This is a genomic window from Eudoraea algarum (assembly GCF_050589645.1).
Lineage (GTDB): Bacteria > Bacteroidota > Bacteroidia > Flavobacteriales > Flavobacteriaceae > JBNGOQ01.
In genome coordinates this window covers 108,826-123,648 of the sequence record NZ_JBNGOQ010000005.1, presented here as the reverse complement: position 1 = coordinate 123,648, position 14,823 = coordinate 108,826, and the positions used below count along the sequence as shown (strand labels likewise).

Genomic DNA, 14,823 nt, shown 5'->3' with positions numbered 1-14,823 from the left:
GCCTTTAAATTGCCAGTTGATATGCAGAGATCGCGTTCTTACCAAAAATCAGGTCTTTTTCGACCCAGGAGCGTTGTTCCATATAACGATCTAGTATCCCCTTTACGTCGCCGTAGGAAGCCGCCAACAAACATACAGGCCAGTCGGACCCGAACAGCACCCTATCCGCCCCAAAAGCTTCCAACACCGTGTCCAAAAATGGAACAAAATCACCTTTTTCCCAATTAAAGCCTTTGGTCTCCGTGACCAATCCCGACAATTTACAGTAAACATTGGGACATTTTGCCAGTTCTTTGATATTTAATTTCCATCCGGGGTCCAGGCCTTTGGAAATCCTAGGTTTTGCCATATGGTCCAAAACAAACGTCTGGGCAGGAAAATTATGTACCAAGGCAATAGCCGAAGGCAATTGTTGTTGATACACCAAAATGTCATAGGCAAGGTCAAACGCGGAGAGTTGTGCTATTCCCCTTTGAAAATCAGGTCTCAGCATGAAATATTCATCAGGTTCATCCTGAACAATATGACGTACCCCCTTGAACAATTTGTTCGACGAGAAGTGTTCCAAACGCTCCCTTACATTGCTCTTCTGTAAATCTACCCAGCCCACAACACCTTTTATAAAATCGTTTTTTGCAGCAAGTTCCAGTAAAAATTCGGTCTCAGCCTCCGACTGATCGGCCTGCACGGCAATACAGCCATCAATGCCGTTTTTTTTGAGGATTGGTAGCAGGTCCGATGGCAGAAAATCCCTTTGGATCGCTTTCATGGATTCGTTTATCCAAGAATACCGCTCGGCATCGTACGCCCAAAAATGTTGGTGACTGTCAATAGTCATTTTTTTGATAGGTCTTTGCACGTTGTTTTGAACTTCCCAGGCCTGTTATTCCCAACTCGACCAAGTCCCCCGCTTTCAGATATCTCGGTGGATCTAATCCCAATCCCACACCGAAGGGAGTCCCTGTGGAAATGATGTCGCCGGGAAGCAGTGTCATAAATTCGCTAATATAGCTTACTAGTTCTGGAATTTTGAATACCAGGTCGGAGGTATTGCTGCGCTGCATGGTCTCCCCGTTCAACTTCAACCAAAGATCAAGCTGGTGCGGATCTTTGATTTCATCCTGGGTAACCAAAAAAGGTCCCAAAGGGGCAAAAGTATCGCAACTTTTTCCTTTTACCCATTGGCCTTCGCGTTCCAATTGATATTCCCTTTCGCTATAGTCGTTGTGCAGGACATAACCTGCAACATGATCCATAGCATCTTTCAGGGGTACATAGGATGTGCGCTTACCGATAACTACGGCCAGTTCCACTTCCCAATCGGTCTTTTTACTCCCCTTGGGAAGTATCAAATCATCATTAGGGCCCACAATGGCCGTTGTTGCCTTAAAGAACAACACCGGTTCCTCAGGGATTTCCATACCGCTCTCGGCAGCGTGCTGCGCATAATTAAGTCCCACACATACCAGCTTGGAAGGACGGCATACGGGTGGCCCTAAACGTGTTTCCTTATCGACCAAGGGGCATGTAGATCCATTTTCCGCAACCCATTTTTGCAAACGTCCTATGCCATCCGTGGCAAAAAACGTTTCCTCGTAATCCTGCCCAAAAGCCGTTACGTCCAAACGTGTACCATCTGGTTGTTCCACCCCTGGTTTTTCCTTGTCCGCTATTCCAAAACGTATTAATTTCATTTATCCATTTAGTTTTATAAATCCGCCATCTATGGGGAAATCGGTCCCCGTTATAAAGGATGCCTCATCGGAGCATAGATAAAGGGCCAGATGCGCCACTTCCCCAGGTTTTCCCATACGACCAATGGGTTGTGTTTTTGAAAGCTTTGCAAACATCTCGTTCTCTTTCCCCGGATATGTCTTTTTAATAAACCCATCAACAAAGGGCGTATGTACCCTGGCAGGGGAAATACTGTTGCAGCGAATGCCATAATCCAGATAATCCTTGGCCACGGAATAGGTCATGGTAAGTACGGCTCCCTTGGACATGGCATAGGCAAACCGATCGGATATACCTACAGTGGAAGCGATCGAGGCCATGTTCAAGATGATGCCCCCATGTTCTTTCATGGTCGTAATACAGGCACGGATACAGTTATACACCCCTTTGATATTGACCTGGTACAATCTATCCATATCCGCTTCTTCCGTAGACTCTACATTTCCCACATGGGCTATTCCCGCGTTATTGACCAAAATATGGATCTTGGCACTCTCAGTGATGGTTTTTATAACCCCCTGTACTTCTTGTTGTGACGACACGTCGCATTGATGGGCCATAGCCCTGCCTCCGGTACTTTTGATCTCATCGACAATGGATAGCGCCCTTTCCAGATTCAGCTCCAAGATATGCACTGTAGCGCCTTGGTCTGCAAATGTTTTTGAAATGGCCCCGCCTATGCCACTCCCCCCACCTGTAATGACCGCAGTTTTACCTTTTAAGCTAAATAGCGACATCTGTATTATTTTAAGGTGATTTCTATTATGGTATCTATATGCTCCCTTTTATTTTCGGGTACGCTAAATTTCAATTCGCCCTTTCTCAAAGTGAAATCTACAGGCGTCTTATCCGTAAAAAAGGAAATCTTTTTTATTTTCCGATCAAAATCAGGAATACGTACCTCCTCACCTGTCAGCTCCAAAATATGCAAATACAGGATATTCCCTTTTTGCGTGGACACAATTTTTTCCTCCACCGTCACATTTCCTTGCCTTGTCCCGTAAATGGTCTCCCCATTGGCCTGTAACCACTTTCCAACCGTTCTTAACCTGGTTTTGTGCTCTTCCTGAATTCCGCCGTTGGGCATAGGCCCTACATTTAAAAGAAAATTGGCATTGTTTCCTGCCGCTTTCACCAGATAGAGAACAAGTTCCTTGACCGACTTGTGTTTTCCGTCCTGAAGGTTAAAGCCCCATGATTGATTAATGGTTTCACAGGTTTCCAAGGGTAAGCTTCCAATTTCCGCACCTCCAAAACCTGTAGTGTTCTTTCCGGGAAGATCTCTTTCGAACATTTGGAAATCCTCCCCGGCAATCGGAAGTTCATGGTGATTGTTTCCAATAAGCAGTTTTGGATCTACCTCGTGGATCATTTTATACGTCCGTTCCAGCTTCCAATCAATTCCTTTTATCCGATATTCCACGGCCTCGTGCCAATCGGTCTTATGGGGTGCCTGATCCCACCATCCATCGAACCAGAATCCTGCGATATCATAGTTCTCCGCAAGTTCCTTGATCTGGGCGTCTTGATAGGCCAAATAAGCCTCCCAATTCCCTGTTTCCGGTCTGCCCGTTTTTCTGCCGGTCCAGCCGCGGGGAAAATAATCGGGATGGTGCCAATCCAATTGCGAATAGTAGGCAAATAATTTTATGCCCTGTTTTTTGCACTCTTGCTCCAACATCCTAAAGATGTCTTTCCCGTACGGCGTGGCCGCCACAATATTGTAATCCGAAACCTTGGAATCGTACATGGCAAAACCATCGTGATGTTTTGTAGTAATGGTAATGTACTTCATTCCCGCTTCCTTGGCCAAGGTCACTATTTCCTTGGCATCAAAATCGATTGGATTAAAAAAAGTGGGCAATAGTTCATAGCGATCTATCGGTATGTCCTGATGTTGCATTACCCATTCGGCATCGCCCAGTAAGCTATAGACGCCCCAGTGGATGAACATGCCGAATTTGGCATCCTCGAACCATGATCTGGCCTCTAAATTCTCTTTGGCGGGAGTATATTTTTCCTGGGAAATAAGGCCTTGACAAATGAGGACGAGGAAGAGGATCACTATTTTTTTCATAAGGTATACTTTAGTGTTTGTCTGCTAATTGTGATTGCCAGATGATGCCTTCCGGAAAGCTATATTGTTCCAAGGAAGCAGGTTTCATGGTTATACTGTACCCAGGGAGCGTAGGCGGCATATAGGCTCCGTTCTTAAGGATTACAGGGTCGTAAAAATGTTCGTGCAAATGATCTACATATTCAATGATCCTATTTTCCAGGGATCCACTTATCGCAATATAGTCTATCATGGACAAGTGTTGTACATATTCGCAAAGGCCTACACCTCCCGCATGTGGACATACAGGAATATTGAATTTAGCAGCCATCAATAAAATGGCCAATATTTCATTTACACCCCCTACCCTGCAACTATCAATCTGGCATATCCCTATGGCCCCTGCCTGCATCAGTTGCTTGAACATTACCCGATTTTGACAATGTTCCCCTGTGGCCACCTTAATGGGAGCAACCATTTTTGCGATTCTGGCGTGGCCCAAGATATCATCGGGACTTGTGGGCTCCTCGATCCACCAGGGGTCGAATTTTTTCAACTCCTCCATGTTCATAATTGCCTCTTCCACGTCCCATTTTTGGTTGGCATCCATCATCAGTTTCAAATCTGGGCCTATTTCTTCCCGGATTATGGCGGCCCTGCGCAAATCGTCCTTCAAATTGGACCCCACCTTTATTTTCATGTGTCTAAATCCAGAAGCTTTGGCTTCTTTGCACAAACGCCTCATTTTATCATCCGAATATCCCAGCCAACCTGCGGAGGTAGTGTATGCAGGATACCCCTCCTTACACAATTCATCTATACGTTCTTGTTTGGTATCTGCATGTTTTTCTAAAATTTCCAACGCCTCCTCAGGACGTATGGCATCTGTAATATAAGTGAAATCGATGCAAGAAACCAGTTCTTTAGGGGTCATATCCGCGAGTAATTTCCAAAGCGGTTTGCCCTCTGCCTTGGCGTAAAGGTCCCAAACGGCATTGACCAAAGCCGCCGTGGCCAAATGAATGACGCCTTTTTCCGGCCCAAGCCAACGCAATTGGCTGTCTCCTGTTATCATTTTCCAAAAGTTTCCCATATTCTCGGTAAAACTCTCAAGCGTTTTCCCAAGGATTAAGTGGGACAGCGATCTGATAGCGGCAACACAAAGTTCATTCCCCCTACCTATGGTAAAGGTGAGACCATGTCCTTCCAAATCCTTGGGATGATCGGTCTTTAAAATGACATAGGCTGCGGAATAATCCGGATCGGGGTTCATGGCGTCAGAACCGTCCATGGTGTCGCTTGTAGGGAAACGAATGTCCTTGACAAGTACTTCCGTAATTGAAGTTGATGGAAACATGAATGGGTTGTTTTTAGACAAAGCTAGGTTTGATGCACGATTTTAACCACCAAATAAGCCACCAAGAACAATACTATTTTTGCCCAAATTGTTCTTGAATTGGTTTTTGGGTATGAAATTGAACAAAGGTACTGGGAGCATTTCCGGTAATCGCCTTGAACTGCCTATTAAAATTTGAAATGTTGTTGAATCCCGATTCGTAGGCTATCGCCGTAATGTTTAGCTTATCTTCCAACAGCAGTTTACAGGAGTACCCTATTCTAATTTCATTGAGGTATCGGGTAAAGGTCTTCCGGTGGACCCGTTTAAAAAATCTGCTAAATGCGGAAGCATTCATTCCAATCACTTCGGCCACATCACTGGCCTGGACAGAATCCTTAAAATTTTTAAAGACGTATTCATATATTTTGTGAAGACGTTTGTTCTCTGTTTTCAGGAAAGAATTTACATAGCCCATACTCGACAGCGGCTTATACCGTTGGTGCCTTGCCAAGACCTGCAAAATTTTAATGAACCTTATCATTCTGTCAAATGGATCTGGATCTAACAGCGCTCTTATCCTTTGTACAAGGCCTGCATCTATTTCTAGAAACAAAATGCCGCGTTCTGCCCTTTCCAAAAGGTCGGCAATGGATCGAAGCTCGGGGGCCGATAAAAAATCGGTGCCCAAAAAATCCTTTTTGAAGTGAACCGCAATCGCCTCGGCTACCTTATTGGAGGCCGTATCGAAATAGGTCTCGTCATTGGACCACATATGCGGGAGGTTTTTACCTATAAGCACTAACTCTCCTTGCTCAAATTTCTCTATGCCATCCCCTATGAATCTCGTTCCCGAGCTTTTTTCTATGAGCACAAGTTCCAGTTCAGGATGGTGGTGCCAAACTTTTAGAAAATGTGGATAATGGTTATGGGTTACCGTAAACGAACTGTTCTCAAAACTGGTTCTATCCAACAAATGCAGTTTCATCTATTCTATTTTATGCTTATTGAACAACATAGGTAACGGGCCTATAACAAAACGGTGCCTATTGCCTCTCCGTGCTACACAATAAAGGTGCACCAAGCATGAACATAAAGATAGGAATACTTACATTAATTATACTCTTTTTGTGTGGGTATCCATAAACTGGCAAAAAAAGTATCGCATTTGGTATATTATTTGGTAGATACCGTCTTCAAATTAATGGACTTTTAGGTGTATCAAAATACCGTTCGTGCGTCCATACCTAAGCTGGGATATGAAGTACGGCCCTTATTTTACATTGACCACAAAAGTAGATAGACTATATGCGAAGAACACCACATTTAATCGCCATTGCATTTTTCATCATCTGCTGGGGGTGCAGTGAAGGGGAATCAGGCGACAAGGAGGCCGAAACGGGAAAAAAGTTGGAACCCTGGGAAACCGGATATCTGGATATCCATCATATCAACACTGGTAATGGGGATGCCTCCTTTATGGTCTTTCCCGACGGAACCAGTCTCTTATTTGATGCCGGCATCCTGGATAAGGAGCAGTTTGAAGCAAAGTATGCCCCTCTCAAGGCTACCGCGACCATCCCAAATGATTCTCTTTCCGCAGCGGAATGGATCGCAAACTATATAAAGCACTGTTTTCCCTCTGATCACAAGCTCAAAATAGACTACGCGTTGGTCTCCCATTTCCATAGTGATCATTACGGAAGTCTGGTTGCACTGGCCCAATTCATCCCAATAGGCAAAATCATTGACCGAGGCTACCCCAAATACGATTTCCCTATAAACCTTCGCGAATATCTCAAAGAGGACAAGCTGTTTCAAGATTATCTTTCCTTCATTGAAGAGCGCAACATTTCAACGGAAATGTTGATTCCGGGCAGCAAGGAACAACTACTGCTGCTCAACAAAAGAAATTCCTTCCCTAATTTCCATGTTCGGAACATAAAGACCAACGCAACTATTTGGACAGGTGTCGCCAATGACACCCTTAACTATTTTACGGCAGAGGATATGCTTTCCCATTACGATGGAAAGTACAACGAAAATCCTTTGAGCCTGGGCATAAAGATAAGCTATGGGTCCTTTGACTATTTCACCGGAGGGGACAACACGGGTTTACAAGGGTACGGACTCCCCTCTTGGTTCGATGTGGAAACCCCTATGGCCAAGGTCATCGGAAAGTTGGAGGTGACCACCTTGAACCATCATAGCAACCGCGACGCGACCAACGAGTTCTTCATAAAAAACACCAACCCCAAGGTTGTAGTACAACAATCCTGGTGTTCGGACCATCCGGGTCAAGAAGTGTATCAACGTCTTATATACAAGGACAGCACTACCGAAGAGCGCGACATCTTTGCGACCAATATGCATCCCGAAACCCTGGTCACCTATGGGCCGTGGTTCAGGGATAACTACAAAAGTTTACGAGGGCATATCGTGGTCCGTGTTTACCCAAAAGGTAATCTATTCAAAGTTTTTATCGTTGACGAGGCCACCCTAGAGATCAAACAGGAATACGGCCCCTATCATTCCAAGAAATAATTAAGCTACGACCAGCTTAGGTATGCCACATTTAAGACAACATAACGTTAAAGCCATAATTTCCCAAAAACCAGTTGAAACGATTTCGTTATATTTCAATAAAAAAGGGAATTGCGTTGAGCAGGTCGCCCTGTCCAGCACCAAAAACAGCAAAACTTAAGTGTAGACTATGAGAACAACGCTATTATTATTAATTCTCTCCTTACAAATCACCATAGCAGGTGCACAGACCTATCAAAATTCCTGGGAAGCACTGGATGCCAGGCCGATTCCCACATGGTTCGAAGATGCCAAATTCGGAATATTTATACACTGGGGCGTATATTCCGTACCCGCTTGGAGAAAATTGGAACCGGGCCTGTATGCCTCTTATGCGGAATGGTACTATGCCAAGGTAATGTACAACCCGGATAATGGTGGGGTGGCCTTTCACCGTAAAAATTATGGGGAAGACTTTGAATATCGCGACTTTGCCCCGCTTTTTAAGGCAGAGCTGTTCCATCCCGAAGCATGGGCCAACTTATTCAAGAAATCAGGGGCAAAATATGTGGTGCTGACCAGCAAGCATCATGATGGCTATTGCCTCTGGCCAACTAAAAGTCCCTATAAAAAAAATTGGAATGCCATGGATATCGGTCCCAAACGGGATCTCTTGGGCGAATTGTCCACGGCGGTAAAATCGGCCGGACTCAAGATGGGATTGTATTATTCCATTATTGAATGGGAAAGCAGTTGGACCCATAGGACAGCATCGGGCTATTACTTGCCAAAAAAAATAGTGGATCGCCATAAAATACCCGAGGACGAATATGTGGACAGGCATTTGATGCCACAATTAAAAGAACTGGTGGAAACCTATGAGCCTTCCTTGATTTTTTCAGACGGGGGCGAATGGGACGGAAAGGAAGAATACTGGAAAACCAAGGAGTTCCTTTCCTGGTTGTACAGTGAATCCCCGGTTAAGAACGAAGTGGTGGTAAATGACAGATTTGCCAAAAATATGCCCGGCAATCACGGAGATTATTTTTCGAGCGAATACAAGGATGTGGATGAAAGTAGACTGGACCATCCCTGGGAAGAAAGTAGGGGAATTGGCGGATCTTATGGCTTTAATAGGGCCGAGGGCATTGAAGACTACAACAGTTCGGAGGAGCTTATCCATGAATTGATAGACATTGTGAGCCGCGGGGGAAATTTACTGTTGAATGTAGGGCCGACGGCCGATGGCAGAATACCTGTGATTATGCAGGAACGATTAAAGGATATAGGTAGCTGGTTAAAGGTCAATGGCGAAGGTATCTATGAAACCCGAAAGATGGCCGTGGATATCCAAAAAAGGACACGGGAGGCGGTTTATTTTACACGCAAAACGAACGCATTATTTTGCATTTTTACCCAATGGAAGGATACCATCCAAGTAAGTCTTTTGAAGGGTGAGCAGATAAAGGATGTAAGCATGCTGGGGTACGATGGAAAACTAAAATGGAAACTGGGTGAAAATGATACGTTGATTATCGAAATCCCCAAATTGACTATTGATAAAATACCCTGTTTGTACGCCTGGACCTTAAAAATTGAATTTGAGGAAACGGATTAATGGTGCTAATTTTACGGTATTCCTTTTTAAAATATGCTTAGCCATCCATGCCTAAAGTTGTGTACAGGGTTTACGTCATAGAACTATCTAAACGGATATTCACGGAAAATACCAAATTTCGTGAGGCCAACCCACAGTTTAATGGGGTATTGGAGTGCCTGTATGTAGGTATGACCAGCAAAACACCCAAAGAACGATTTGTGCAGCACAAGACGGGATACCGCAATAAAAAAGGCCACAAACTCTCCTCTAACATTGTGCAGAAATATGGGATGTATCTACGTCCCAGCCTTTACAATCACATAGGGGCACTGACACGCACCGAGGCACTACGCATGGAAGAGCAACTGGCCTTGGAATTAAGGCGGAAGCGGTATGCGGTATGGTACAACTGAAATCTCGCGACCCAATACCATGTGGACCGGATTCATCCAATAAACAAGGGTATTAAGCCACAAACCCACAAGGAGCTTGCATGCATTGGGTTATCCTGCGAAACGTACAGGTTCTGATCCTACTTCCGCAGCTATGCCCAAATTGGGTAGTTTTGGTTTAAGCACTATGGGCCTGGACAATATGCTTCCGTAAATCTTCGATTTTCAAGGGCTTGGTAACAAAACCACGTACGAATTGTGGATATTGTTCGGCCAAAACTTTGTCTTCCTCCGAATCGGATGAGGTGACCACCAGAATATCGATGTTGGTCGGAAAGGATTCCAGCACCATAAACTCCAAAAACTCAAATCCCGTCATCACCGGCATGTTTATATCGAGCAATACCAGTATGGGTTCTGTTTTCCCCATCTTAAAACGCAAATCGTCCAAGGCCTCTTCCGGGTCGGTAAAGGATTTGACCCTATCCTCTAAACCAAGTTGCCTTATCAACACCTGGTGTAGTACATTCACCATTTCCATGTCATCTACTAAATAAATTTCCGAATACATCGCTTTTTGATTTAGAATTTCTTGTTACAATGTATGCAAGCTTCGTTTTAAAAAGAAAACTTTGTTGTAAACTACTGGTTCCTAATGGTAAAGGGTTCCAAAAATGTGGTTTCTGATATCCCCTGAAGGAATTTTCGATCAAAAGACAAGTAGGAATTTGAAAAAGGAAAAGCCGCTTGGATGTAGGATTTTAACACATTGCCACGGGGCATACGCAGGGGAAAAACTTGTGTTGAACGCTATCGCCCTAAAACCCCAGTTTAATGTTCTGCGTTAGGGAATTTAGGTAGCGCTGCTCATCAAGGCTATAGAGAATAGGAGGCCGACTTTTGGTTTTTTCCTTACTGACACCTACCTTGGTCAGTATATCTGATTTTAAGATCCGCTGTCGGAAATTTCCACGGTCTATGGGCCTATCCAAAATGGCCTCATAGAGCTTTTGTAATTCCGGGATTGTAAAGGTGGGGGGCATAAAGCTTAATAACAATGGTTTGCTGAGCAATTCCGAACCCAGTACTTTTCGAGCTTCCGATACCAGCAAGGAATGGTCCAATGCCAAGGTATCCGTCTCCTTCACATTTACCCATCGCCCGTTCTTAAAAAGCGGGCCTGTTTTTAGGTCTACAGGCTGGCGGTTCAAGATACTATAATACCCTATGGTCACAAACCGTTGGGAAATCCAATCAATGATATCGCTGGGAAGTATGGAATTTTTAAAGGCACTGAGTTCGCTGGCAAAATTACGATCGGCCGGGCCATAAGTCCCGAATTGACCCAAAATGGGAAGGTCAATCTGGGTCTGTTCATAAAGAATACGTTTGGCCGCGTCATCGATATCCTCATCCTGATAGACGAACCCGCCAGGAATAACCCAAATCTCATCCTGTATAGGCTGAACGATAGGAACCTGTAACTCCTGCCCGTTAAATCTAAAAATCACACAGTTTATGGACAACTGTGGAATGAACCTCTTAAAATCGCTGAGCATGGCAACCATGGCTTCCTGTGTGAATTTAGTCATCCCTTTTTATCCGAGCGTTTTTAGGTTATCAACTTAAATATAAGGTATTAAATCTAGAAGTTTGGATTTTTTTCATACATTTGAGTGAGTTTCACTCATTTAAATGAATTCCTTGTATCCTTCAATCAAATAAGCACGTAGTCATGAAAAAAAAGATCCTTATCGGTGTATTGGTGTTGCTTGCCATTTTGGCAGCCGTTGCCTTTTATATGTTCCGTCCCGTAGAAATAAAAGTGTTGGTTTTTTCGAAAACAGAAGAATACCGCCATGATTCCATAGAAGCAGGTATCGAGGCCATCCAAAAGTTAGGTGCGCAACATGGTTTTACCGTGGAAACCACCGAAGACAGCTCCAGTTTTAACGAAAACTACCTAAAAGGTTTTCAGACCGTTGTTTTCTTAAACACCACTGGCGATGTGCTAGACCAGGCACAACAGATCCAAATGGAGCGTTTTATCCAGGCCGGTGGGGGTTTTGTTGGGATTCATTCGGCTACCGACACCGAGTACGGATGGCCGTGGTATGGAGAACTGGTAGGCGCGTACTTTGAAAGCCATCCTTTAAATCCCAATGTTCAGGAAGGTGAACTAAGTGTTATTAATGCAAACCACCTAGCAACGGATTCATTGCCTGCTCTATGGAAGACCGAGGATGAGTGGTACAACTTTAAGTCGATCAATCCAGAAAACCAGGTGTTGATCACTGTGGATGAGACTACGTATAAGGAAGGCACCAACGGGGCCTTTCATCCAATATCCTGGTACAAAGACTTCGATGGCGGCCGCGCTTTTTATACGGGAATGGGCCATACCATAGCACAATTCACCGACCCCCTCTTTCTAAATCATTTACTGGGCGGCATTAAATACGCCATCGGTGTAGGGGTGCCGATAGATTACAGTTTGGCTTATGCAGAAGTGGTTCCCGAGGAAAATCGATTTAACAAGCAGGTTTTTATCCAAAACTTGGCCGAGCCTATGGAGCTCGATTTTCTGAGCGAAAACAAAATCATCTTTGTAGAGCGAAAAGGGGCCGTACATGTGTACGACCTGGAAACGGGCAGCGATAAGACCATAGCCCAAATGGATGTGTTCTCAGAGCTTGAGGATGGATTATTGGGCGTAGCTGTAGATCCAAAGTACCAGGAAAACCATTGGATTTATCTCTATTATTCCGAAAACCGCGGAGCGGACCAACAAAACCTGTCCCGTTTTGAACTCAAAAACGACAGCCTGGACCTGGCTTCAGAAAAAATATTGCTTCAAGTAGGTACGCAAAGGAAAGAATGCTGCCACTCCGGGGGTTCTTTGGAGTTTGGCCCAGAGGGGAACCTGTTCCTATCCGTAGGGGATAATACCAACCCACATGGATCCAACGGTTTTGCCCCTATTGATGAACGCTCCGGCCGATCACCCTGGGACGCCCAAAAATCATCTGCCAACACCAACGACCTACGAGGTAAGATCCTTCGCATTAAACCCGAAATAGACGGTACCTATAGTATTCCTGAAGGAAACCTTTTCGCTAATAATGAAGAGAAAGGGCGCCCGGAAATATATATTATGGGCAACCGCAACCCATTCCGTATTTCCATAGATTCCCGAACAGGCTATCTGTATTGGGGAGAGGTTGGGCCAGACGCCAGTAAGGACTCCGTAGCGGTAGGTATCAAGGGTTATGATGAGATCAATCAGGCGAAAACCGCAGGAAATTATGGCTGGCCCTATTTTATTGCGGACAACAAGGCCTATAACGACTTTGATTTTACCAGTAACACTGCCGGTGCTGTCTTTGATTCCCTGGCACCGATCAACAATTCCCCCAACAACACAGGGATGATGCAATTGCCCCCTGCGCAACCGGCCATGGTCTATTACCCTTATGGCGCTTCGGAGGAATTTCCTGCCTTGGGAACGGGAGCGCGCAATGCTATGGCAGGTCCTATCTATTATAGTGAGGATTATCCCAACAGCGGCCGTAATTTTCCCGATTATTTCGATGGAAAACCATTAATCTACGACTGGATGCGAGGATGGATATTTGCCGCCTCGTTACATACGGATGGGTCTTTGGAAAAACTTACCCAGATCGTGCCCAATATGGACTTTCACAACATCATTGATATGGCCTTTGGGCCCGATGGTGCGTTGTACATTTTGGAATATGGCACGGGCTGGTTTTCCCAAAACGTGGATGCCACGCTTTCCCGAATCGATTTTATCCAGGGCAACCGCGTTCCGGTCCCCCATATCGCTTCCGACAAAATTATTGGTGCCGATCCCTTGACTGTCAAGTTTTCGGGCAGGAACTCCATAGATTATGACGGTGATGCCCTAACCTATGCATGGACCTTCGGTGAGGATGGGGAGGAATCTACAGAATCGGAACCCACCTACACCTTTACCGAATCTGGGAAATATAAAGTTACCCTTATCATCAAGGACGAGGAAGGTAATAGCGCCAGTGCGGAGACCGAAATCCTGGTAGGCAACGAATTGCCGGAGCTCTCCTGGGAAATAACAGAGGGGAACAGTAGTTTTTACTGGCCCAATCAGCCTGTTAACATTGCTTATAGGGTAAATGTCAGCGATGCTGAGGATGGTAACCTGGCCGATGGATCATTGGATGCTTCGCGGGTAGCGGTTTCCTTCAATTACCTTGCCCAGGGTAGCGATAAAGTGCTCGCCGCCAAGGACCATGCGCAAATGGCAGATGAAGCCTATGCCTCTATTGGTAAAAACCTGGTCAACAACACCGACTGTATTGCTTGCCATAAGGAAAAGGACAAATCCATAGGGCCCTCCTATATGGATATTTCGGAGCGGTATGCACAAGATGAGGGCGCGCCGGAAATGCTTGTCGGTAAAATAATCAATGGTGGTGGAGGAAATTGGGGTGAAACGGCAATGGCCGCCCATCCGGATCTTAGTCCGGCCGAGGCAAAACAAATGGTAGAATACATTCTTTCCCTTTCGGAAACCACCGAATCCACCGTCTCCAAATACCCTACAAAAGGCAACTATACCAACCGCGAGCATATGGAGACCGATACAAAAGGGACCTATATTCTAACGGCCAGTTACACCGATTTGGGCGGCGGAAAAATAGAGCCCTTGACCGCCAAACAATCCTTTGTACTTAAATATCCCAAATTGCAAGGGGAAAACTTTGACGAGGGCTCCTCCAATAAAATGAACCTCAAGGCCGGTTCCGCACCCGGATTGGAGGAGGACATGGGCATTGCCATTGGCCAGAAAGACGCCTATTTTATGTTCAAGGACTTGGATCTTACCGGGGTGACCGGAGTAAAAGGAAGATTCGCCGTGGCAAAAGGAATCATGAAAGGTGGAGAAGTAGAGTTGAGATTGGGCACCAAAGAGGGAGAGCTGATAGGTAAGTTTGTTATAAAAGTGGGCCTCACGGATTTTGGCATGAAGGAATTTGTACTGGACCTACCACAAGCGGTAAACGGCAAAAACGACCTGTACTTTGTTTTTAAAACGGAGGATGAGGAGGCTAGTACCATGGTCACCGCTGTAGACTGGATCGAATTCATGAATACGAAATAAATAACATTTTTGACGTCGTGG

Annotated in this window: 12 protein-coding genes; 4 read left to right on the top strand and 8 right to left on the bottom strand. The window is 45.1% G+C overall.

The window, feature by feature from the left end:
• Window positions 1-4: 4 nt before the first annotated feature.
• The 6 genes from ACRD67_RS18865 to ACRD67_RS18840 form a co-directional block, all read right to left on the bottom strand.
• Entirely contained in the window at window positions 5-838 is an 834-nt protein-coding gene (locus ACRD67_RS18865; RefSeq protein ID WP_430968803.1) for an amidohydrolase family protein, read from the bottom strand.
• On the bottom strand, window positions 828-1,694 hold the full coding sequence (locus tag ACRD67_RS18860) for a fumarylacetoacetate hydrolase family protein (RefSeq protein WP_430968802.1): 867 nt from the start codon (window positions 1,692-1,694) through the stop codon (window positions 828-830). The genes ACRD67_RS18865 and ACRD67_RS18860 overlap by 11 nt, the downstream gene beginning before the upstream one ends.
• Window positions 1,695-2,471: an SDR family NAD(P)-dependent oxidoreductase gene (locus tag ACRD67_RS18855; RefSeq protein ID WP_430968801.1), complete on the bottom strand. Its 777-nt coding sequence runs from the start codon at window positions 2,469-2,471 to the stop codon at window positions 1,695-1,697. It abuts the gene before it with no gap.
• 5 nt (window positions 2,472-2,476) lie between these two features.
• Window positions 2,477-3,811: an alpha-L-fucosidase gene (locus ACRD67_RS18850; protein WP_430968799.1), complete on the bottom strand. Its 1,335-nt coding sequence runs from the start codon at window positions 3,809-3,811 to the stop codon at window positions 2,477-2,479.
• A 10-nt stretch (window positions 3,812-3,821) separates the two neighbouring features.
• Window positions 3,822-5,147, bottom strand: coding sequence for an L-fuconate dehydratase (locus ACRD67_RS18845; protein ID WP_430968798.1), 1,326 nt, complete (start codon window positions 5,145-5,147; stop codon window positions 3,822-3,824).
• 73 nt (window positions 5,148-5,220) lie between these two features.
• Window positions 5,221-6,114, bottom strand: coding sequence for an AraC family transcriptional regulator (locus ACRD67_RS18840; protein ID WP_430968797.1), 894 nt, complete (start codon window positions 6,112-6,114; stop codon window positions 5,221-5,223).
• A gap of 320 nt (window positions 6,115-6,434) precedes the next feature.
• On the opposite strand from ACRD67_RS18840, the gene ACRD67_RS18835 reads away from it, so the two are divergent.
• The 3 genes from ACRD67_RS18835 (at window position 6,435) to ACRD67_RS18825 (ending at window position 9,662) form a co-directional block, all read left to right on the top strand.
• Window positions 6,435-7,670: a ComEC/Rec2 family competence protein gene (locus tag ACRD67_RS18835; RefSeq protein WP_430968796.1), complete on the top strand. Its 1,236-nt coding sequence runs from the start codon at window positions 6,435-6,437 to the stop codon at window positions 7,668-7,670.
• 169 nt (window positions 7,671-7,839) lie between these two features.
• Window positions 7,840-9,267, top strand: a complete 1,428-nt coding sequence (locus ACRD67_RS18830) for an alpha-L-fucosidase (protein ID WP_430968794.1) — start codon at window positions 7,840-7,842, stop codon at window positions 9,265-9,267.
• 47 nt (window positions 9,268-9,314) lie between these two features.
• Window positions 9,315-9,662: a ribose-5-phosphate isomerase gene (locus ACRD67_RS18825; protein WP_430968793.1), complete on the top strand. Its 348-nt coding sequence runs from the start codon at window positions 9,315-9,317 to the stop codon at window positions 9,660-9,662.
• 157 nt (window positions 9,663-9,819) lie between these two features.
• On the opposite strand, the gene ACRD67_RS18820 is transcribed toward ACRD67_RS18825, so the two are convergent.
• Both ACRD67_RS18820 and ACRD67_RS18815 read right to left on the bottom strand, forming a co-directional pair.
• Complete coding sequence (locus tag ACRD67_RS18820) at window positions 9,820-10,212, bottom strand: response regulator (RefSeq protein WP_430968791.1); 393 nt, start codon at window positions 10,210-10,212, stop codon at window positions 9,820-9,822.
• 247 nt (window positions 10,213-10,459) lie between these two features.
• Window positions 10,460-11,233 (bottom strand): NUDIX hydrolase, encoded by a 774-nt coding sequence (locus tag ACRD67_RS18815; protein ID WP_430968790.1) that lies wholly within the window; start codon window positions 11,231-11,233, stop codon window positions 10,460-10,462.
• A 143-nt stretch (window positions 11,234-11,376) separates the two neighbouring features.
• On the opposite strand from ACRD67_RS18815, the gene ACRD67_RS18810 reads away from it, so the two are divergent.
• Window positions 11,377-14,802 (top strand): ThuA domain-containing protein, encoded by a 3,426-nt coding sequence (locus ACRD67_RS18810; RefSeq protein ID WP_430968788.1) that lies wholly within the window; start codon window positions 11,377-11,379, stop codon window positions 14,800-14,802.
• The last annotated feature ends 21 nt before the right edge of the window (window positions 14,803-14,823 follow it).